This is a genomic window from Bradyrhizobium sp. 45 (genome assembly GCF_023073155.1).
In the GTDB taxonomy this organism is placed as follows: domain Bacteria; phylum Pseudomonadota; class Alphaproteobacteria; order Rhizobiales; family Xanthobacteraceae; genus Bradyrhizobium; species Bradyrhizobium canariense_D.
Genome location: NZ_JADPIX010000144.1, coordinates 90,355 through 111,182 on the forward strand (window position 1 = coordinate 90,355; position 20,828 = coordinate 111,182).

Genomic DNA, 20,828 nt, shown 5'->3' on the forward strand with positions numbered 1-20,828 from the left:
CTTTCTGGGTTCAAACCCCGCGAGGCAAGCACCGTGAATAAGATCGTTCAGGTTCTGGGCGGGATCGTCTCTCGGGCCGAGCGCGAAGGCTTCCTCGATAAGGTCCCAGGCTTCGTGAATCCCTTTGGGAAGGCCATTAGGTTCTCGGTCGATAATTACCAGACGCGTCGGACGCATTCGAGAGGCTCGACTTGAAGGCGATATTCGCGTCACCCGTAGGCCGCAACGGCGGACCTCTGTGCAGCTAATCCGAGTCCGGATGCTCCCTGTTTCGCGGTCGATACGCGGTAGTAGGCAACGAAGCGGTTGATCATAGACGACATGAAGGGCTCCAACATTTGCAACAACGTCCGGTGACCCAAATGTTAGGGCTTTCCGATACGGCGCCAATGAGTCAGTTTGACTCAGGTGGAGGCTCCCTTTGGTTGGAAACCATTCGCTTCGGCACACAGCCGGTGTTGTCGTCGGGAGCCTGAGTAGCGCTGGAGATGTCGCTTGACGCCCCCCTGGGGCGGGGGAGCAATCCGCGACGTCGTTACGACGTCAGCTCTCTCATTTGCGACCCAAAATGTGATTCTGCCCGGTGTGATGACGCTGAGAGGCGATCAAACGGCATTGAGAAACGTAGAAGCTTCAATTTGCTTTTGAGACTGAATTCTCGATTCTCTCTAGTAATATAGTTGACCGATATTACTATGGCTATTACAGTTTCTCGGATGCCGAAAGTCAAAATTGCAGGATATCGCTGTGAGCGATGCAGGCACGAGTGGGTGCCGCGCAGCAGAGTTGGCGAGCCAAAAGTCTGCCCTCTGTGCAAGAGCCCGTATTGGGACACACCTCGGCAGCAACCTCTAAAATCAAACCTTCAACGTAGTCGCGCCGAGAGACGAGATGGCAATAAAAAAAGCTGAAAAACTATTGAAGCCCAGCGAGACAGAAGTTGAGGCGTATGAATTCATCAGGCAGCGGCTCCGCGATCTCGGATGGATTGTGAAGGACCCTTCGAAGGGCGCCGGTGGTCAGGTCTGGACTCAAAATCAGTGCTTGGGTGACGCCCACATAAAGAATTCCTTTGGTAAGGTTCGGCCGGAAAACGTCGTTAAGCTTTCCGAAAGATCGCTTTGGATCATCGAAGCAAAGCAGAATCGAAAGGATCTGGCCAAGGCACTGCAAGAAGCGACCGATTTCTATGGGGATAAGATCAATAGTTCCCCCGGCCAATACAAGGCCATCCTAGCGACCGGCGTGGCAGGCAATGAGGCGTCGGGCTATTTGATGCGCACGGCTGTTCGGGTCGACGGCAAATGGCGCACTGTCACAATCAACAAGAAGGAGGCGACCGGGCTTCTGTCGCCCGATGACGTGCGCGTACTATTGCAGGACGGGGGGGCGGACGTTCACGAATTCGCACCGCCGCAGTGGCTGTTCATTTCGGCGGCCGAGCGAATCAATGAGATTTTGCACGCAGGTGGCATCAATAAAGAGCAGCGGGCACGAACGATGGCCGCGTTGCTCCTCTCAGTGATTGATGAGCCTCCCAATTTAGAGACAAGCCTTCAGGTTTTGATCGGTGAAATCAATGCTAGGAGCGAGGCCGAACTTTCAAGTAACGGAAAGCCGGAATTCGCGCCCTTTGTCAGAATACTCGTTCCGACAAACAACACTAACCACGCCAAATTCAAGAATGCGTTGGTCAGAACTATTCTTGAACTGCAGAATTTGAATATCCGCTCTGCAATGAATTCGAGCACAGACGTCCTCGGTCAGTTCTACGAGGTGTTTTTGAAGTATGGAAATGGAGCCAAGGAGATCGGCATTGTGCTCACTCCGCGGCACGTCACGAGGTTTGCAGTTGAAGCGATCGGTGTTGGTCCCACGGACATTGTGCTAGATCCGGCATGCGGCACCGGCGGGTTCCTAGTTGCCGCGTTTGACTACGTCCGACGCAATAGCACGAAGGCCCAGCTAGACCGTTTCAAGAAGTACAATCTCTTCGGAATCGAGCAAGAATCGTACGTCGCGGTCCTTGCGATCGTGAATATGATCTTTCGGGGTGACGGGAAGCACAACATCACTGAGGGAAATTGCTTCTCGACTTATATGTCTGCAAAATCCGTGAACGGTCATTCGTCGGCTAGATTTTCGAAGACACTTCCGGCCACTAACTCGGCCCCGGTAACGAGGGTCCTGATGAACCCGCCCTTCGCGTTGCGAGACAGCGAAAAAGAGTATCGTTTTGTCTCGCGAGCTCTAGACCTGATGTCTGATGGGGGGATTCTGTTTGCGCTTCTTCCGCTTGATGCGTTGTTTGGCTCGCGGGAAGAAAAGGTGTGGCGTCGAGATGAGCTACTAAAGAAACACACACTCCTAAGCGTGGTGACCCTGCCAGACGAACTGTTTTATCCGACTGCGCTGAAACAGGTCGCCGGTGTGATCATCAAAAAGGGCGTTGCACATCCGGTGGAACAGGACGTGTTCTGGGGGCGCATCGCGGAGGACGGACTATTAAAGATAAAATCTAAGCGTCTGCCTGGCGTCGAAATGCGGCCACCTCGGAGCGTTCCGGATGACATCCCCAAACTACTGCCCTCTTTGCGAAGTTTTGTGGCACATCCCGGATCGGTTGCGGTGAACGAGCCCATGCTTTGTAAGACCACTCCCATTGACTACGACGATCCTCTGCTGGAACTTGTTCCTGAAGCATACATCGAAAGTAAGCCGGTGACTAAGGCCGACATCGAGAAAGCCGCAGACGATCTTGTGAGGGAAACGGCTTCGTTTCTAATTCGATTCCGGAAAGAATCCATTGCGGACAAACTCGATGCCGACAATTGAAGACATCTTTGAACCCCATACTGCGACCGCTTCGAGTTTCTCTACCTACGAAGCGGGCGATGTGGCGTATGTCACGAATGGATTTAAAGACAACGGTGTGCTCGGTTTCGTGGCAGCCAAGCCGGATGATCGCGTGTATGAGTTCAACGGTATTGTTCTATCTGCTTTTTGCGAGGCAACGCTTCAAATTGCTCCTTACATTGCACGCGGAAACGGTGGAAGCGGCCTAATAGTTTTAGAGCCAAAGGTGCCCCTCAGCACCGCAACGTTGGGCTATTTAGCCGCCCATATCAACACTGCATTGAAGTGGCGATTCAATTGGTATCGACAGGCAACTACTGATCGCATCCGGCGTTTGGCTATTCCAGATCCCATCGAAGCGAATGTTTCCTTCCCGGTGAAGGAATTCCTGCCAGTTGTCTCGCAAACGAAGCAAAAGAAAAATTGGGAAGTAAAGTTTCGCCCGTTTGCGTTGGATGAGCTATTTGAGCTCGCTTCCGGTGATTATCATAACGCGGCGGAATTGCCGGATGGTGATGTTCCGCTCATATCTTGCGGGGATGCGGATAACGGCATCACGCGGTTTGTCTCCGTGCCCCCTGAGAACATCTATAATCGTAAGCTAACAATTGCCTTCAATGGGATGAATACGCTGACTACGAAGTATCACCCCTATGACTTCGCCACGAAGGACGACGTTGCGATCTGCACGGCAAGATCCCCGCTAAAAGTTTCGACCCTGATGTTCATTCAGCTTATGATGGCGCGTGAGAAATGGCGTTATTCTTATTATCGAAAGTGCTTCATGGAGAAGCTAAGTCGCCAGAGTGTCCTTCTGCCTGCTAAAAAAAGCGAGGTTGACGAAGAAACAATCGAGATAATCATGAAATCTACAGCGTATTGGGACGGGCTGAGGAGTCGACTTGAGTGACGCTGTTTGGCCCGGCGGTCGTTTACGGAACATTGGAAGAGCGCTCCTCCGGGATCATTAGTTTGGTGAGGGGAGGGGGAATGATTAAGGCGGCGCGCTTACGTAAACGCATTGTTGTGCGTAAGGGGTAGAGGGTGCGGCTGATGGATTTGGGCGCCGGACACATTGGCCAACACTGGTGATGCCATGACGGATGTAGAGGCGGATAAGGAAACGCTCGTCGACGAGGCCGTTTCGACTGCGTTGGGCGTTGAAGAGGAGCGGCTTGATCAAGGATGGATCATCGATAAGCCGTTTGATCCTGACAAGATAAAGGTAACGACAGAAAGAAAAACGATCGATCTAATTATTCGGAGGATTGATCACGAGGAGGTGGACCTCGCTCCGGAATTTCAGCGCCGGGCTCGCGTCTGGCACCCTCGAAGAAAAAGTCAACTTATCGAATCATTGCTTCTTCGCATTCCACTTCCGGTCTTCTACGTGGCGGCGAACCACCGTGATGACTGGGCGGTGGTCGACGGCCTGCAGCGTTTGACAACGATATTTGATTTTATGAAGAACGTGTTTCCGCTCACGGGACTCGAATACCTGGATGCTCTAGATGGCCTGACTTTCGGCCGCCTTGATAGATCAATGCAGCGGCGCATTGAGGAGACAGAGTTGGTCATCAACGTGATCCAGCCCGGTACTCCCGAGGAGGTTATGATCAATATCTTTAAGCGCATTAATACCGGTGGCACACCCCTCACCGGGCAGGAAATACGGAATGCCTTAAATAAAGGGCCTGTGCGCGAATTCCTGCGGGGCTTAGCGGATTGTGCCGAATTTAAATCTGCAACGGACAATCGAGTTCGTGATGAGAGAATGGATGCGCAGGAGATGGTCTTGCGCTTCCTAGCGTTCAGAATGACCCCTTGGGCGGAATACAAGGTAAATGATTTGGACGCGTTTCTAAACGACGCGATGCGGCAAATCAACAGTATGCCTCAAGAGGGAAGAGACTCTTTAGGGATGGAATTCAGGCGAGCGATGATCGTGGCAACAAGCATCTTCGATGGAGATGCATTTCGCAAGCCACGTACTCTAGGCGGAGGCAGAAATCCAGTTAGCAAGCCGTTGTTCGAAGCGTGGAGCGTCAATCTATCTTGCTTGAGTGATAGTGCAGTTTCCCGCCTAATAGAACAAAAGCAAGCCGTGCGCGACGCCTTTCAATTGCTTGTCCGTGATGACCCCGAGTTCGTCATCTCAATCTCGTATTCGACCGGAGTTCCTCGTCGTGTCTCCAAGAGATTCGGTGAGGTGGGACGATTAGTCCACGAATTTCTGTCGGAGTAAGCCAGATGATCGATGAACTGCATCTTATAAATTTCAAATGTTTCGCCGATCAGCGCATTCGTCTCGCGCCGCTCACCTTGCTTACCGGTCTTAACGGCATGGGAAAAAGCAGCGTGATCCAAAGTGTGCTTTTGCTGCGGCAATCTTATCTGGATGGAATTCTTCGACACGGAACTCTGCTAACCGCCGGTGACCTAGTTCAACTTGGAGCGGTCACCGACGTTTGGTTTGAACGTGCTAAAGAAGACCTTTTGGGTATTCGCCTTTCGTTCAGTAGGCGGAACAAATTCGGCAAAAGGGCGCCTAGCGTCGCGCAGTTTAATTTCCATGTGATTGCGGAAGAAAATCTAACCCTCTTCGGTGACGAGGAAAGTATTCGGTCGTCTATCGAAGTGGTCGAAGCACAAGATGGTGGCTCAATTTTCTCAAAGAATTTGCGCACCGATCACATAGGCAACTTTCAGTATCTTGGTGCGGAACGGAACGGTCCGCGCAAGTTTTCGCCCATGTTGCATTCAAGAGCATCTCCCTTGGTTCTTGGTAGCCAGGGAGAATATACGCTGCACGTGCTTGAGATGTTTCAGGACGCCATTCGAATTCCACCTACAGATCCTCGCCTAGTGTCCGCACCAAGCGAGCGGTTGCGAGATCAGATTGAGGTCTGGCTGGGAGAAATAAGTCCCGGTGTTAATCTGTCGATCAAAACAATCCCAGATGCTGATTTGGTTGTAAGTGGGTTTTCATTCGGCTCAGCTGGTCAGCTTCGCAGTAGAGACTATCGGGCAACGAACGTTGGATTCGGATTGTCATACGTTTTGCCGGTCCTGGTGGCGTTGTTGGCAACCCCTCGTGGCGGGTTGGTCTTAATCGAAAACCCGGAAGCACATCTGCATCCACAGGGACAGACGAAATTGGGCGAGCTTTGCGCCAGAGCGGCCGCGGCCGGAGTTCAGCTTATAGTCGAAACACATTCTGACCACGTCATGGACGGAGCTCGCATCGCCGTTCGGGACGGCATTTTAGATTCTAGCAGCGCAGCCTTCCATTATTTTCAGAGAACGTCCGGTGAAATCGGTGTTTCAAGTCCGACGCTGAACTCCGAGGGAAAGCTGAGCGAGTGGCCATCGGGGTTCTTTGATCAGAGCCGGCGCAACATCGCTCGTCTATTGCGTCCGAAGCAGTGATGCCATGGCGGACTACGTCTTCAACTCGGCAACACTGAATCCTCCCTATCCCACCAGAGCAGAGGCAGAGCCACATCTGGCTTTGCTGCTGGAGGGTCTGGCGGCCCTCGACGCAGAGAGTGATGTACTTCCGACGTTTAGGCTGCCGAATGATCCTTGGTACGTTGTTCTGGCTCGGCACGCCGACGGGTCTGAGGTCACGCTGGGCGAAATGGCGCATGCCTTCTATGGAACCACTTATCATGATTATGCTGCGTTTTTCGACCAACTCAGCAGGGCAATCCCTTCAGACGTGGGCCTAGAAGACAGTGTCGTCGATGAATTGCTTCAGGTCGCGCCAGAGGAAGCTGCTGTGGGATATGAGCAGACGTTTCCTAGTGTTCAAGCAGCGGCCTTCGATGCGGTGTTGTGTGCCGTAACAAACTCGATCCTCGTGGGCCTGTTTAGGAGCGGGCTTTGGGACTTTGACTCTATGGGTTTCCTGTCGAAGGAAATCGCCTATTGCTTCGATCATGTTGCGATTCCAAGCCATGCTGTGGCGATAGCTGATCGTCGGACGCGGCTCGTTCGAAGTGATTTGACGTCTAGAAACTTCTGGCAAAGGAGGAGCGAAGCGTTTCCGCATTTGGCCTTCGGTTTGGATGTCGAGTCCCAAATCGGAAAGTTTAGCGCCACGTTGCTGCCCCTTCTATTTCGACGTTTGTCAGAACTTGATAATCTAGCGGGGGCTTGGCGAGAATCGGCAACCGCTCATCCCCCAGCAATGCTACCTCCGATCACTCGGGAATCCGAGGCGACGATGGCAAGATATGCCAACGCTCGTAAGTTTCGCGGCGAAGATGGCGTCAGTCGTACTTTTGAAGATCACATTTGGGTCGATAGAACTCATCGGGTTCATATCTTCTTGCACGACAAAGAGAAAAAAATCGAAGTAGGCTATGTTGGGCGGCATCTTCCGATTTCGTCACAGCCTACCTGAGCGCCGCCAGGCTGCTTCCCTAACTTACCAGCGGCTCTCATGATCCGTTCGACGGACGTCTCGTGGACTGGCTTGATTACGGGAGAGCCGAGAAATGTCTGATTCGGAGCATGGAAAGCGAGAGCCCGAACGAGAGCATTTAGGGTTATTTCTGACCGCGTATCAAATCATTACGTCGGAGAGTTTCATCCTGGACGACTCTGAGACGCCGGACTTTGTGGGCTGGGACAATGTGGGACGGAGCGTTGGCATTGAGATTACCCAGCTTCGTTTCAGTCCCTCTGAACGAGGTTTGAGAAGACTAGCTCCGAACAGCGTTGTGGATCACGATGCATGGTGGCGACTACGCCAATATACTCAGCGGCCTGCATGCGTGACAGTCCGCGCGGCGGCAATGATGTAGGCAGATCGCTTTGACGTTGAGGTCGGAGACTAGCTTCGTTCATTACTTCAGTCCCGAATACAAAAACGCAAAACCTGTTCGGTCTATTGCGGACGATTTAGTTTTGGTTCTACGGCCAAGCCGATCTCACTTCGGCTGTGTACCATCATTAAAGAGTTCCGCTAGAGACCAGAGAGTGAGCATTCCAAATGACCTCATTTGTACAAAGTCTATTTGCGGATCGGGTGAATCCATCGGCTCGTCATCGATGGCCGGATAGTAATGGATCGTCTCCGCCAAATCGGGCTCGAACGAACCCTCAGGTGTGCGTTCGATTCTTATCGTTGAGTCGATCTAGGGGCGTAGAGATCAACTTTGATATTGATGTGATAGGGATATTCGCCGCGCTGAGGGATGATCCCTTTGCTGTTTGGCAGCAGCGCGCCTTTCGACAAATGGTCGATTATCCACGAAAGAGCTTCCAACAATGAGTGTCCATCAGAAAGGCCGCACAACGATTCTATTGTCAGCCAGCTGCCAATGTTGCCCTTCAACAGATCTACGGCATGCAGGTTCGCATAGGATTCGTAGTTGGCGATGCTCATTGCCGGTCCGGATATCGGCGTGGCGGCGACGGCAATGAGAAGAGCGGCTGCATCACTTGGTGACGCAGTCGCCGATCGGCCGCGACCTGAGATCTTCCACTGCCCGTTGATATTCCTGAAGATAATCGCGTAACGACGGGTTGATGAACGAAACGGTGGTCGAGCTGATAGCGACGATTGTAGAGGATGTGCGCCTTGATGCGCCTTATGTACTTGCCGAACCCAGATGGTCCGCAGCCTCTTTTCGATCCGGCTCGTCCACACCATTCAGGTCGACCGCCCCGTATCCGGTCGCCGTTCCAGGCGTCGCTGCCGAATCCTTGGTATGGGACGACCTGGGGCCGCCCGGCGCCCGGACGGGTCAGCCGTCGCGATGAGACCCACCGCCGAATTCGCCGAACGCGGCGCCGCCCCCCACAGGTCAGCGTCCGGGCGAGAATCGACGAGAGGAGGGAAGCACGCCTGCCCCCCAGACGCCTCCAAATCGCCTGAGGTTGATGGCCTGCCGGGCCGATCCGGTGATACACAGCGGTGGTCACAAAACTCGACCCGTTTTTTTGCATCCTTGTTTTTAGGCGGTTTTAGTGTATTCGCGGGATCGGGGGAGGGCGAAAGTCCGGGCGACAGAGGCGATCGGCGCTGAATCCTCGCGCAGCCGCTGGATCGACGCTCGCGTCGTTTGGAGAGCGCAAGGAGCGTACCGTGAGGGCCGACGGCGAGGGGGTTTCAGGTGCTCGACGGCAAAGAGGGCGCGCCCTCACGGGTCAATTTCACTCCGTTCCCACCAGAGAGGGCTTGTCCGCCTCGCGAGTCATTGCTTCCCGTGCACGTCGTCCGCGGCTGCGCGCAACCTGCTGGGCCCGAGAAAGCCGTCCTGCCCGACGCGCGCCTCGCTCCGGGTTAGCCGCTCTCCGAGTGATGGAACGGTATTGCGTTTCGTCACGAAAATCCAAGAGCAGTTCTGCGCCGCAGGCAGCACTGAGCCGCTTTCTTGCAACCTTGAGACTGGCATGAGATGCCTATCGCGCAGCGGTCGACAAGCGAAATGTCCTTGCGCAGGAACAGCCAGCGCAACCTGATGATCAGCGAGACCAAATGGCGCTCAAAAGACACTCCACTTTGCTCCGGGAAAATACATTTCGCCCCAATCAGCCCGTTGTAGTGAAAGAACTAAAGAGCTCTTGTTGAAACAAGAGCCCTGATCGGGTGGTCGAACCGGCGGCAGCTTATGATTCGCTTCCGTGAGTTAAGTCGCCGCCTGCGCGATAGAGTTTCCGATTCTCACTAGGCAATTCGCTTGGACCTGGCCCACATACTTGCAAGTCTCGGTGGCCAACATGAAGAAGGATCTACACGAGGCCTCCACAGCCGGGAATTGGTGCGAATAACTCTAGCCAAAATCGTCACACTCGGCTGCCCACCCTGATCGATGAGCTGTCCCTGGTTAAGGGTGACGGTCGCATCGCCGCGCGCATGAAAAGCCTCGCCAGGGTCGATCTCCTCATCCTTGATGGTGTGAACGGCCTCACCTCAACGGCATCATAGTGCCAAGGCGTGGCCGCCAGAGCGCCACAAAGAAGGAAGACCGTCCGCGACGAAGTTTACGTTGATCCGCCAGAACGTCAGGCCGCCGTAGCTCGCGATCGCCGAGCTCGGGGATCTTCATACACAGCCCTGTCTGCCAATCCGTAGCGATCAGAGATGCAAGCTGTGCTTATGACGTAGGGGCGATCGCCAGATCCACAGCACGGAGACCGCGCCCAGCACGCTGCTGGCCAATAGCGTAGTGCGCAGGCCAGGCCCGGCGCCGACCACACCGCCAAGCAGTGCACCTAGTGGTGCAAGCCCCCACACTACGCTTCGGATGCTCGCGTTGACACGACCCTGCACCCGGTCCGGAGCTAGCGCGTATCGAACGAGGACCTGGTGCACGTTGTAGATCTCCTGACCGAACCACAGCACGAACTGCGAAAGCGCCACGCACACGATTGCCGCCCATCGCGGCTGCGTGAGAAGCGCTGTCAGAGTCATGCCTGCGGCGCTGAGCGCCAGGGCGACCATCAACACAGGCCCAAGGCCTATCGTGCGGCCGGCCCACGATGCGGTGAGCGCACCCACCACACCACCGAGGGCGCCGATGCTGAGTACTACCCCTGTCGTCCAGCCGTCCAAAGCTAGATGCTTCGTCAAATAGAGCAGAAAGACAGCGGAGTAAGCGTTGTAGCAGAAGATGAAGCTGCCGGTGGCCAACGTGACAGCACGCAGAATTGGGTTGCCAAACACCGTCGTCAGTCCTTCCGTGATCTGACCGAGTACCGAACCTGATCCAGCGGGCGGTGGCTCAGCCGCCCGCATTGGCACCAGTAGCAGCAACGCGGTCGCGAGCACGAAAGAGGCCGAGTCGGCGAGAATTGCGAACGGCGCGGAGAACGCGCTGACTAGCCAGCCCGCGAGGAATGGACCGACTGCCATAACGCCAGATCTGCTGAGCTGCCAGGAACTCTGCGCCCTGACGAGTCGAGCCCGATCCACGACCGTCGGCACACATGCCAAATAGGCCAAGTCGGCGATAACTGCGGCCGTCCCGACAAGCGTGGTCGCCATATATAGCAGGAACATTCCGAGTTGCCCAAGGCTGGCGAGTATCGGAATGGTTGCGAGCGTTACCGCCATCATCAAATTGGCGGTCAGCAGGATGCATCGGTGTGGGAGGCGGTCCACGAGCACCCCGGCGAACAGGCCGATCATCAGGTTCGGCGCCCGGCCGCAGGCAAGCAGTAGCCCGGTCTGTGCCGGGCCGGCCTCCAGCAGAGTGATTGCCGTCAGCGGTAGCGCCAGCACGGTCACTTCGGAACCCAATTCCGACACCGTACGCCCGGCGAGTACTGCCAAATAGCTGCGTGGCAATCCACGAGCTGTTGTGAAGATCTCAGCGGGATTCACGCGTCGATGACCAGGCTCGAGGCCGACAAATAGCCCAATCGGGCCAATTCACTGCTGGCGATGCCCTCGAACTCCGCGATCTGCGCGGGCGTCAAATCCTGCGTGTGGCGACCAAGGCGACCCGCGTGCAAAGGCTTGCCCGTGGACTCGGCCGCCGGGTGGCCGTAGGGCCGTTCGAACAATGCGTGCTCACATTCGGCGTGTCGCAGCACGGCCCCGTGCCAGGGCAAGTGCAAGTGATTCAGAACTCGCATAAGGCTGGAGCGGGGACTCGTCACCAGATCTTCATAGCGAACCTCAAGATAGCGCTCTGGCGGCGCGAGGCGATGCGGCTGAGATACAATCTCGCGCCAGCCGTGCGCGGCTTCAGCTACGGTCCGGTAACCCCACTCCGGTACGGTTCTCAAATGCGAGGCCGCTAGGTCGCGACCATCGCGTACGATGTGCACGAAATGCGCATCTGGCCACAGACCAGCGAAGGCGTCGATTTGGGCGATCTTGCGTTGCAGCTTCAGGCCCCATCGCTTGGCTCCGGTTTGCGCTCTGCGGAACTCACCAATCTCGTTGATCAGACTGCATCTGTCGGTGAACGAAACGATGTCGCTCGCTAACTCCTTCATCACGTTCGTGACGAGTCTACGCACGTCGTCGAAGTTCAAGCCGAACCACAGGCATTGCACTACGAAGTGCGCTCCGTCATACCAGAACGGGTCGATTGCGCTTTCGACAATGCCGGTGACCCGTGGGTCATTAGCAGCGAGCAAGTCGGTCGCGTCCAGGACATGCGGGCCGAGGTTCGGCGGTTCTAGGAAATCGATCTCCGGCCCAACGACCAGATCGCGATGCGAATCCAGCACGACGCTCAGCAAGGTCGTGCCGGACCGGTTATCGCCCCCGAGCAGAACCGGCGAGGTGGAGAACGCGGCGGCCTCGGGCATGGCGGTGTCCCCTATTCGACTTCTCGTGTTCATGGATGGCTCGGCTCGGTGAACCAACGCCGGACCAAATCCGCGGTTGCGAGGAAGTGATCACCGGCAAACCGCACCGCCGCGGCCATCAGGTCCGTATCGCGGCCAGTACTCTCTAGTCGGACCAGAGCCGCCGGCAACGCCTGCCCGGCGGCTTCAATCGCGGCCTGCACGTCTGCATCGGACAGCGCGGCAGACGGCATGAAACGGCCACCGTACTGCATAAGGAAGCCGCGCGACCACATCTCCTGGAAGAACGCGAAACCAAGATCGGCGTTGGCAAACACGACGTCGAACATCGTGGGCCATGCGACCGCGCGAGCCCGCACCTGTTCGCTAGCGAAGACCCCGTTGAGACCGTTGATAATTTGCATGCCAACCTGTCGCATCCGGGCGAGCGCGGCGCCGTTGCGCAGGGCGTCCAGGGTGCTCAGCGCTGCCGCAATTGGGGTGATCTCGCGTTGATAGGTGTTGCCCAGGTAGGTCTTCTCGGCGGCGTTGAGCACCTCCGCTCGCCCTGCGACCGCCGAAAGTGCCATGCCGTTGGCCAGTCCCTTGCTAAGTGTGATCAGGTCGGGTGCAAGCCCGACCGCGGTGTGATAGCCGCCGAGGCCGTAGCGGAATCCTGTCATAGCCTCGTCCAGGATAAGCAGGGCGCCGCGCCGGTGGACGAGATTTTGCAATTCCCGGTGATATTCGGGTGGGAAGAAGTTGACCTCGGGTGTGATGATTACCGCAGCCACGCGCTGCTCACCGGAAAGTTTCTCGAATAGGTCGAGATCGTAGCGGAAGTCGACACTGTCCCGGTCCCGGTCGGGGTAGCCCCATCGCGGGACGGTCCTGCAACTGCCAGTCGTGCCAACCGTGATACCCGCTGGTAAGCACCAGATTCGTACCCATGTGCGCGCGAGCTAGGCGGGTTGCGGCGGTCGTAGCGCAGGAGCCGGTGCGGAAAAACAACGAGCGTTGCGCTCGTGGGAATATCTCCGCGAGCCGTTCGGCCAGCTCGATCCGGTGCACGGACAATGGCCCGGGCAGGATGCCGCCGGTGCGGCGCAGCTCTGAGACGACATGATCGACGACCGGTTCATATCCGGCTCCGAGCGGTGCAGCTCCACTACAGGAGGTGAGATCCACGTATCGTCTTCCGTCGACATCCCAGACATGCGCGCCGGAGGCACGGCTCATCACGAGGGGAAAACGCCGATTGAGATCCCATTTCTCTGACGCGGTAACCCGTAAGGCACGGCGCAGTGCCGATTTGTGCGTTTCCGTCACCGCCAACGTGGCATGGGGCGTGCTGAGCATAAGAATTCTCCGGTCTCAGCCGATCAAGCCAGTTGCGTGATGATTCTGCGCGCGATCCGCAGCGCATTCGCCTGAATGGTGAAGGTCGGGTTGACCCCTCCGGGATACGGGAAGAACCCGCCGTCCGCGACGTAGAGATTGTCGATGTCGTGCACGCGACCCCAGCGGTCGACCACGGACTCCCTTGGATCATTCCCCGCTCGACAGCCACCATGCAGATGACCGCTACCGAACTGATACATGGACTCCTCGTAAGCGATCTTTTTCACGCCCGCCGCAGCAAGCAGGTCCGACGCGCGCCGGGACAAATAACCTAATCGCCGTTTGTCCAGTGGATGAGTCCGGTATTCGAGAATGATGTTGGACAAGCCTAGCTGATCTTGACTGTTAGCTAGTCGAACCGCGTTGCTGCGCATAGGTTGGTCGGCCGCCAGGAAATGCACTCTCAGCGTGACGTTTCGGCCACGGACCTCCCGCTGTGCCGGACTAGCTTCGTAAATAAGTCCGCCTAGCCCGGAGGGTGCCTCGGCGTCGAGGTAATGATCGGTCATTGCAACGGTTGAGAACGGCCCGCCGGGCGGATGCGAAGGCACGCGGTCGATCGTGACGGTGCCAGACACGTAGCCGCTGACCTTGAAGCAGATGCCGCGCCCGAGCATGCCACTGGCGTTGCCGATGCCGTTAGGCGCCGCTCGCTGCGCTGAGCGTAGCAACAAGGCGGCAGATTGAATCGCATTGCCAGCGAGCACCACGCAGCGGGCGCGGACCCGGGCGCGGTGCCGAGTGACCAGGTCCAGCCATTCCACGGAGTCCGCGCGGCCAAGCCTACCAAGCGCGATATGTACAGCTTTGCTGCCAGGGGCGATCGACAGCGCGCCCGGCGGCAGGGAGACGTCAGTGAACGAGGACCGCGCATCGGCCCGCGCGCCGCTTGGACAGAGGTGTTCGTTACAGGGGCCGCAGCGGTCACAAGCCGCGTGGCCGCGGTACGGGATAGAATTGATTGCCAGCGGGGTGGGAAATGGCAGCCGGCCGAGACGTCCGCCCGCAGTCGCGATCAGTTCGCCCTGCAAGCTATATCTGTGCGGCGGCAGCACGGCGGGATCGCTGGGGGGCTCGAGCGGATCGGCACCAGCTAGTCTAGCTATCCCGATCCGCTGTTCGAGCTCCTCGTAGTAGGGACGTAGTATATCGTAATCGACGGGCCAGACCGGATCGAGCGCGTCCGCGGCGACATGCGCTCTCGCGTCGAAATCGACGGTGCGATAGCGGAATGCGATGCCTGCGTACAATGTCAACCCACCGCCGAGCGCCGAGACTGTCCAGGGTCGACCCAACGGCCTCAATGTACCGGTAGGAGCGCGCGCCAGGGCGGCATCATCGACGCCGTTTCGAACCGTTGCCAGTGAGGCACCGGCGGGAAGCGTCCGGCCTGCTTCGAGGACGAGCACCCGGAATCCTTTTCGGGCGATCTCGTGGGCGACGATTGAGCCACTGGCGCCACTGCCAACTACACATACGTCAACGGACTTGGACGTCATTGTCCCACCTGTCGCAAGAGATAGCTGCTAGAAAGGCTGCTTGTGCTGGGGGATGATCGCAAATGGCGGACCCTGCATGGTCGGGGGTGTCGCCAGACGTGTCCCATCAAAGCTCATGTAATCGTACTCGAATTTCAAGGACCAAGCAGGCGTGAGCGCTTGCTCAATGCCGGCTCCGACGGTCCAGCCGAAACGGCCGTAATCGAATTGCGTGACGTGCCGCGGAAAGCCGGCAAAGCTTTCATCCCAGAATTCGTTGTTGTTGGCGATCTCGCCGCCATTGCTTTGCCAGGCGACCCCTGCCTTGACGTAGCCCAGCGTGCGGCCCTGCGGGCCAAACGCGTAGCCGACACGAGCGGTCCCTGAGACAAAGACGTTTGGACCTGCCTTGCAGGTAGCAATCACGACATTGCCTGAGAAGGCAAGGCAGCTGTTCGTGCCATCGGAGACAGCATGGCTCGCGTCTAACTCGGCGCCGAACACCCAGCCATTCGTCTGCCAATTGTAGCCGATCTGTCCTCCGGCCAGAAACACAGGCGTGTTGACGATGTCGCCATAAATTGATGGACCGTAGGGGTCACTGAAGGAAGTGCGGCCATGGCCGCCGCCGCCGTGCACGCCGATATATCCTCCAGTCCAGCTCCACAGAGCCACTTTCATGGCCGGATGGAGATCCGCTGAATGGGCGGCGCCAGATGCGACGAGTGCAAATGCTGCTGCGCCCCAAAAAACAACTCCAGAGCCCATATCACCTCTCAACAAACGACGATCTTCAACGCAGCTCGAGGCGTGCGTTGTGTTATCGCTTCTACGCCGCGTGTGGTGTGCAGGATCCGGGCCAGCGCGCGCTATGCACATTCCGGGTTTTTTGGTCGCGATGTCATCTTTCCGACAAGACCCGTTGTGATCGAAACAAGCCGTGCGTCTTTGGTGAAACACAACGCATGCTGTACGCGGCACCGCCGATCGACCGTTCCAGCCAACGCTCTTGCAAAAGGCGGTGATTGCTTCAATCTTCTTGCACCCGCGCGGTGAAATAGCAGTCCAAGAAAGTTCAGCTGAGATAGATCAAATCGCAGCTGAATTGCTGGACATATAAACACCGATCGCAAACGCTATCTGGGCCGCGTGATCACAGCAGCAGGCTATGTCAGCTGGGAGGAGTTCATGGCCGACCAGGGGCGACTGGCAGATAACGTCTGCCGCTATGAGGCGGGACACTCTGGCGTTCCGCGCAAGGGGCCGCTCTGTTACAACGAATTGCGATCTGCGGCCGTTGCGGACGGCGCATGAGCATGCGCTACACGGGCCCGAATGCCGATTATCCGGTCTATTGCTGCCGTTCAGATCGGGATCAGCAAGGCAGTGCACTTTGCCAGGAAGTCCGGACCTTTAGCGATTGACCCGCTGGTTGAGCCGGTGGTCCTCGATGCCCTGGTGCCGGATCAGATTGAGATCGCACTCGCGGCGGCGGGCCAACTGGAGCAGGAGAGCCGTCAGCTCGGGCGCCAGGCGCTTCGGGTGGAGCGCGCCCGCTACGAGGCCGAGCGCGCTCGGCGTCAGTATGACGCCGTAGAGCCCGAGAACCGTCTTGTGGCGCGCTCGCTTGAGCGGGTTTGGGAAGAGAAGCTGCGTGTCGTCGAGACGGTCGAGTAGCAGGATCGGTCATCCCCTCCGGAAGCGGCCAACTTGACCCAGCAGAGCGGGCGCGGCTCAGATAGCCGTACACAGCGCCGTTGCTGACGCCGACGCTCCGTGCGAAGGCCCGCTCCGGTGCGCCTTGAACATGCTTCAACCGAAGGACTTCCTTGATCCGGCGCATCGACAATCTCTCGGGTAGGCATTGGGCTTCCTCGTTAACGACGAGGTCATCCCTAAGCCGTAGAGTTGTCGGCCGAAGCGGCGCAAGCCTCCGAAAACCTTGCTCACGATCCCGCGAAATCGTTGCTCACGATCGTCTGAAACCTCTGCTCACGATCCCCTGAAATCCGCGCTCACGATCCTGCGAAACGCGCACGCATTGGATTTGGCTCGGGCCGATAAAGACCAGATGCTCCTGCGTTCCGAATGGATTCTCACTATCAGCGCTTCCAAGAGGAGGCGCTCAGTTGGCCAAGAACCAATCCGGGATGAAGAACGTGGCCGCGCGCATGGAGCACTGCCAGCTGGCTATTTGCCCCCCGTGACGCCGCTAAAGAAGCTGGCAAAGACCGGTCAGCCGAAAATCTCCAAAAATCGCAAGCTGGCGCTAGGATTTCAGTTGCGGTCTCCCGCTGAGAAAGCGGTGACATACGACACACCCGAGCGCTTACTTTTGACTTATTTCGCCGCCGCCTTCATCATCGCTTCGACTTCTGCGCGAAAAGCCTGGCCCGATGCATCACGCGAGTAGAACATGAGGCCGCCCGGATAGACCGTGAGTTTGACGCGCGGCCCTGAGGCAAAGGCGGGCAACTGATCGAGCACGAGCTGCGAGCGGAAATAGGGCGTTACGAGGTCGAACAGGCCGTGCCCGACCAGCACCTTCATTTTCGGATCCGTCGCAAGGATCTGGCGCAGCTCAAACAAGGACTGCGGGGGACCGGCGCCAAAATCCCAGGCCCACGTAACCGCGGCGTTGCTCAACTCATGAGAGCCATCTGGCCGCCAGTTCAGCTTGCGCGTCAGGAGATCGACGGCTGCACTGGTCAGCGGCGCCCGACGCGTCTCGCCCGAGGGATCCCCAAATCCGGGGCTACCGAAATCCGGATAGGGATCGAAGCCACGCACGGAGGCGTCGTAGAGGCCGGTCACCTCGCCGTTGTTGCGGTCGAGCTCGCGGCTGAATTCGGTGATACCGAAGCGACGCCGACCAGCACGGCGTTACGTTGCTGGGCGATGAAGCCGCCGGCGGCGAGATCATTGACCAGGGTCTGGTTGATGGGGGTGCCTTCGAACTGGAAGTCCTCAAGGTCCTTGGCCAGCGGCAGCTTGGCGATGGTGAGCTGGTACTTGATCGAGCGGGCCTGCTTCTCGTTGATCTCGGCATTGAGCAGGTCGCCGACAATGCGTTGGGGTTCGTGCTGGCGTTTGACAGCGGTCGCCATGATCTCGTCGAAGGCAGCCTTCATGCCGTAGAGCTTGAGCTCACCCATGAGGTCGAACAGTTGAGTACGCTCCATCAGATGGTTCTCCTGAGGTGGTCGTAACGAGCACAGTCGGCGATCGGGGCATGGCGCAATGTCAGCGCAACCGGGGTGAGGATGTTGGCCGGCGGCGCAGGATCACGCTGGCGGGCCAGAATGTTGAGCACGACATCGGCGGAATGAACGCCGTGAGCGATCGCCTCGGCACAGGCCGCCTCGACGGCCGGCAAGCCGTCGGTCAGAACCGCGTTGAGCATGTCGACCATCTGCCGGTTACCATCGTCGACACTGGCGAGCTTGCGCCGTACACGCTCAATCGCCGCCGGCAGCACCCAGTCCTTGAAGGGAGCGCCGTTGCGCAAGGCACCGGGTTTTCGAGCCAGCACCGGCACATAATGCCAGGGATTGTAAATCGTCTCGCCGCGGCCAAATGAACGCGGATGCTCGGCAACAATGCGCCCGTCCTGGCGGATCACGATGCGGTCTGCATAGGCATGAACCTCAACCGGACGTCCGACGGCGCTGGCTGCGACCGAGTATTTGTTGTTGTCGAAGCGTACCAGGCAGGTCTTGGAGACCGATGCCGGCACCGCGTGGAAGCCGTCGAACCGGCCGGCATAGGGAACGAGCTTCGGCCGCTCGGCTTCGAACACCTCCCAGACCGTCTGTTCGGGCAGTTCCGGATGCCGGTGCGCCTTGGCGTAGGCGATGCACTTGTCCAACAGCCAGGCGTTCAACTCGTCGAGGGTTTTGAACCGCAGTCGCGGCGTGAAGAAGCGTTCCCTGACCAGCCCGACCTGGTTCTCGACCTGACCCTTCTCCCAGCCCGACGCTGGCGTGCAGGCAACCGGATCAACCAGGTAATGGCTGCACATCTGCATGAAGCTGCGATTGTAGAGGCGCCCTTTGCCGACGAAGATCGTCTCCACGGCGGTCTTCAGTTGTCGTAAATGCCGCGCCCGCAGGTGCCCTTGAACAGGGCGAACGCCCGGTCGCGGGCGTCGAACACCATCTCCTGCGTCTCGCGCGGATAGCACCGCACGAACAGCATCCGACTGTGGCAGAGCCGGACATGGGCGGCCTTCACCATCACCGTCACGCCATTGATCAGGACGACCTCGTGGCTCCAGTCAAACTGATAGGCTTCACCCGGCGCAAAGCTCAGCGGGACGTAGGCCGCCGCGGTCGATTGTCCGCGCTCCTGGCTCCATCGCCTGGCGTAACGCCGCACGGCGTCGTAACCGCCGTAATAGCCGCGCTCGCGCAGTTCTTCGAAGATCCGGATCAACGTCAGCTGCTCGCGAGCAGCCTTGGCCGCGTTCCCTGCCAGCAATCCGTCAAGTTCTACTGCCCATCTTCCCAGCTTCGGCCGTGGCTGGACCACACGCTCGTACTCGAATGAGGTCTCTTCCGACCTCAGCACCTTCCGGACCGTGTTCCGCGACACCTTCAGGTCACGGGCGATCTCTTTGATCGTCTTGCCCTTGATGAAGTGCTCGCGCCGTCCGGGCAATCGTCTCCACGATCAGCATCCCCGACCACCTGCTTCATGACAAAGCAGGCAGCGCAACAGACTAACCTGTACGGGGGGTCAATATTGGGCTCTGACGCAATTTTGGTGCAGCACGTCATGTGGCGCCGATTAGCCGAGCCTGTAGCAAGTCGAGCTTGGCGCGTCCGTACATTTGGCGTTTGACCAGTTTGAGCTTGGTGATCTGGCCCTCGGTCTGTCCGTTGGACCATGACGTCGTGATCGCTGCGCTGACAGCGGCCTTGTCCTTGATGACGCCATTGGCGAAAGACATGACGAGGCTTGCGCGCGCTCGTTCCAACCATGGTTCAAGCTCTACGTGAGCCTTCTTGCGGATCATCGCATGGAAAGCGGCTATGATCTCTCGAGCTTCCACCAAAAGAGGAACGCCTTGCTCGATCGCCGCGATGGTGACGGTTTCTGACTTTGATAGCGTATCTCGGCCATTGGTCATCAGGCGAGCGATCGTTCTGGCGGATGGTACCCGCTGCAGGCTCTGAGCATCGGGCATTTCGGCACGTCGACGGCGTGTCGTCCATTCGGTAACGACCCGCACCGAGCCTCTAAATCCCTACGCCTTGAGGCAACGCCAAAGGTCGGCGCCATTACAATGGCCAGCAGCCCACTGAGCGTCGAGCCACGGCAGGTAGTGCTCGAGCGAGCTCTCGCGCACCCTGAACACGTCGGATCGCTGACCTCGCAATACCCTGCGGATGAGGCCCCGGCTATGGCCGGTGAGCCGTACGATCTCCTTTATGGAGATGCCCGTCTCAGCCTGTTTGAGGATTGCCGCGTTGGTATCTACTCGCCGAAGATAGCCCTCATATTGAATGCGCGTGGCGGATGCTGAAGCCATTTGTGAGGCGGTCACCCGCCCGACAATGCGGTTCGTACCGGTGAAGACTGCCGAACAACAAGCGGCCAGCATGATTTTGCGAACGCGAGAGCTGCTGATGAGGCGCGCAGCCAGACTGCAAACGCCCTACGTGCTCATATGGCCGAATTGGGCATTATCGCCGGCACAGGCATGGCAAGCATCGCAAAACTCCTGGTGCTTCTCCGGGACGAAAAAGACAATAGGATCCCCGGCGCCGCCCGCTTTGCCCTGATCCTATTCGCTGAACAGATTGAGCTGCTTACAACCCGCATAGAGAAGCTCGA

Annotated in this window: 13 protein-coding genes and 6 pseudogenes; 7 read left to right on the plus strand and 12 right to left on the minus strand. The window is 57.8% G+C overall.

Going from position 1 to position 20,828, the window contains the following annotated elements; all coding sequences use genetic code 11:
* Positions 1-215: 215 nt before the first annotated feature.
* Positions 216-314 (minus strand): annotated as a pseudogene (locus IVB42_RS36005) (resolvase); the annotation flags it as partial.
* A 577-nt stretch (positions 315-891) separates the two neighbouring features.
* On the opposite strand from IVB42_RS36005, the gene IVB42_RS36010 reads away from it, so the two are divergent.
* The 5 genes from IVB42_RS36010 to IVB42_RS36030 all read left to right on the plus strand — a co-directional run bounded on the left by IVB42_RS36010 (position 892) and on the right by IVB42_RS36030 (position 7,264).
* Positions 892-2,835, plus strand: coding sequence for an N-6 DNA methylase (locus IVB42_RS36010; RefSeq protein ID WP_247370207.1), 1,944 nt, complete (start codon positions 892-894; stop codon positions 2,833-2,835).
* Positions 2,822-3,766 (plus strand): hypothetical protein, encoded by a 945-nt coding sequence (locus IVB42_RS36015; RefSeq protein WP_247399412.1) that lies wholly within the window; start codon positions 2,822-2,824, stop codon positions 3,764-3,766. Before IVB42_RS36010 ends, IVB42_RS36015 begins: the two co-directional genes overlap by 14 nt.
* Before the next feature lie 165 nt (positions 3,767-3,931).
* Entirely contained in the window at positions 3,932-5,101 is a 1,170-nt protein-coding gene (locus IVB42_RS36020) for a DUF262 domain-containing protein (RefSeq protein ID WP_247370211.1), read from the plus strand.
* A gap of 5 nt (positions 5,102-5,106) precedes the next feature.
* Positions 5,107-6,285, plus strand: coding sequence for a DUF3696 domain-containing protein (locus IVB42_RS36025; protein ID WP_247370213.1), 1,179 nt, complete (start codon positions 5,107-5,109; stop codon positions 6,283-6,285).
* Positions 6,286-6,289: 4 nt separating this feature from the next.
* Entirely contained in the window at positions 6,290-7,264 is a 975-nt protein-coding gene (locus tag IVB42_RS36030; protein WP_247370215.1) for a hypothetical protein, read from the plus strand.
* Positions 7,265-7,984: 720 nt separating this feature from the next.
* On the opposite strand, the gene IVB42_RS36035 is transcribed toward IVB42_RS36030, so the two are convergent.
* The 6 genes from IVB42_RS36035 to IVB42_RS36060 form a co-directional block, all read right to left on the minus strand.
* The gene (locus IVB42_RS36035) at positions 7,985-8,518 is read right to left on the minus strand and encodes a hypothetical protein (protein WP_247471968.1); all 534 of its coding nucleotides are present in this window, start codon (positions 8,516-8,518) and stop codon (positions 7,985-7,987) included.
* 1,428 nt (positions 8,519-9,946) lie between these two features.
* Positions 9,947-11,194: an MFS transporter gene (locus tag IVB42_RS36040; protein ID WP_247471969.1), complete on the minus strand. Its 1,248-nt coding sequence runs from the start codon at positions 11,192-11,194 to the stop codon at positions 9,947-9,949.
* Positions 11,191-12,132, minus strand: coding sequence for a sulfotransferase (locus IVB42_RS36045; protein WP_247471971.1), 942 nt, complete (start codon positions 12,130-12,132; stop codon positions 11,191-11,193). Before IVB42_RS36045 ends, IVB42_RS36040 begins: the two co-directional genes overlap by 4 nt.
* 29 nt (positions 12,133-12,161) lie before the next feature.
* On the minus strand, positions 12,162-12,905 hold the full coding sequence (locus IVB42_RS36050; RefSeq protein WP_247471973.1) for an aminotransferase class III-fold pyridoxal phosphate-dependent enzyme: 744 nt from the start codon (positions 12,903-12,905) through the stop codon (positions 12,162-12,164).
* A gap of 588 nt (positions 12,906-13,493) precedes the next feature.
* Positions 13,494-15,011 carry a GMC family oxidoreductase gene (locus tag IVB42_RS36055; protein WP_247471975.1) on the minus strand — a complete coding sequence of 506 codons (1,518 nt, stop codon included), beginning with the start codon at positions 15,009-15,011 and terminating at the stop codon, positions 13,494-13,496.
* A 27-nt stretch (positions 15,012-15,038) separates the two neighbouring features.
* Complete coding sequence (locus tag IVB42_RS36060; protein ID WP_247370231.1) at positions 15,039-15,758, minus strand: outer membrane beta-barrel protein; 720 nt, start codon at positions 15,756-15,758, stop codon at positions 15,039-15,041.
* A 567-nt stretch (positions 15,759-16,325) separates the two neighbouring features.
* On the opposite strand from IVB42_RS36060, the gene IVB42_RS42415 reads away from it, so the two are divergent.
* The gene (locus IVB42_RS42415; RefSeq protein WP_247370239.1) at positions 16,326-16,667 is read left to right on the plus strand and encodes a hypothetical protein; all 342 of its coding nucleotides are present in this window, start codon (positions 16,326-16,328) and stop codon (positions 16,665-16,667) included.
* A gap of 4 nt (positions 16,668-16,671) precedes the next feature.
* Here IVB42_RS42415 and IVB42_RS36075 read toward each other — a convergent pair.
* The 5 genes and pseudogenes from IVB42_RS36075 to IVB42_RS36095 all read right to left on the minus strand — a co-directional run.
* A pseudogene (locus IVB42_RS36075) lies at positions 16,672-16,833 on the minus strand (IS21 family transposase); the annotation flags it as partial.
* A gap of 497 nt (positions 16,834-17,330) precedes the next feature.
* A complete protein-coding gene (locus IVB42_RS36080) occupies positions 17,331-17,804 on the minus strand; it encodes a hypothetical protein (protein WP_247471977.1) in 474 nt (157 codons plus the stop codon).
* Positions 17,805-17,857: 53 nt separating this feature from the next.
* A pseudogene (locus tag IVB42_RS36085) lies at positions 17,858-18,172 on the minus strand (ATP-binding protein); the annotation flags it as partial.
* Positions 18,138-19,668, minus strand: a pseudogene (gene istA / locus IVB42_RS36090) (IS21 family transposase). The pseudogenes IVB42_RS36085 and istA, both read right to left, overlap by 35 nt.
* A 96-nt stretch (positions 19,669-19,764) precedes the next feature.
* Positions 19,765-20,511, minus strand: a pseudogene (locus tag IVB42_RS36095) (transposase); the annotation flags it as partial.
* Here IVB42_RS36095 and IVB42_RS36100 point away from each other — a divergent pair.
* Positions 20,507-20,828 (plus strand): annotated as a pseudogene (locus IVB42_RS36100) (IS110 family transposase); the annotation flags it as partial. The pseudogenes IVB42_RS36095 and IVB42_RS36100 overlap by 5 nt on opposite strands.

What these genes read in the sequence shown, in the direction of transcription:
- IVB42_RS36045 (WP_247471971.1), bottom strand. Translation starts at nt 12,132, where the DNA reads ATGCCCGAGGCCGCCGCGTTCTCCACCTCGCCGGTTCTGCTCGGGGGC.
- IVB42_RS36025 (WP_247370213.1), top strand. Translation starts at nt 5,107, where the DNA reads ATGATCGATGAACTGCATCTTATAAATTTCAAATGTTTCGCCGATCAG.
- IVB42_RS36015 (WP_247399412.1), top strand. Translation starts at nt 2,822, where the DNA reads ATGCCGACAATTGAAGACATCTTTGAACCCCATACTGCGACCGCTTCG.
- IVB42_RS36055 (WP_247471975.1), bottom strand. Translation starts at nt 15,011, where the DNA reads ATGACGTCCAAGTCCGTTGACGTATGTGTAGTTGGCAGTGGCGCCAGT.
- IVB42_RS36060 (WP_247370231.1), bottom strand. Translation starts at nt 15,758, where the DNA reads ATGGGCTCTGGAGTTGTTTTTTGGGGCGCAGCAGCATTTGCACTCGTC.
- IVB42_RS36030 (WP_247370215.1), top strand. Translation starts at nt 6,290, where the DNA reads ATGGCGGACTACGTCTTCAACTCGGCAACACTGAATCCTCCCTATCCC.
- IVB42_RS42415 (WP_247370239.1), top strand. Translation starts at nt 16,326, where the DNA reads ATGCCGATTATCCGGTCTATTGCTGCCGTTCAGATCGGGATCAGCAAG.
- IVB42_RS36010 (WP_247370207.1), top strand. Translation starts at nt 892, where the DNA reads ATGGCAATAAAAAAAGCTGAAAAACTATTGAAGCCCAGCGAGACAGAA.
- IVB42_RS36035 (WP_247471968.1), bottom strand. Translation starts at nt 8,518, where the DNA reads ATGGTGTGGACGAGCCGGATCGAAAAGAGGCTGCGGACCATCTGGGTT.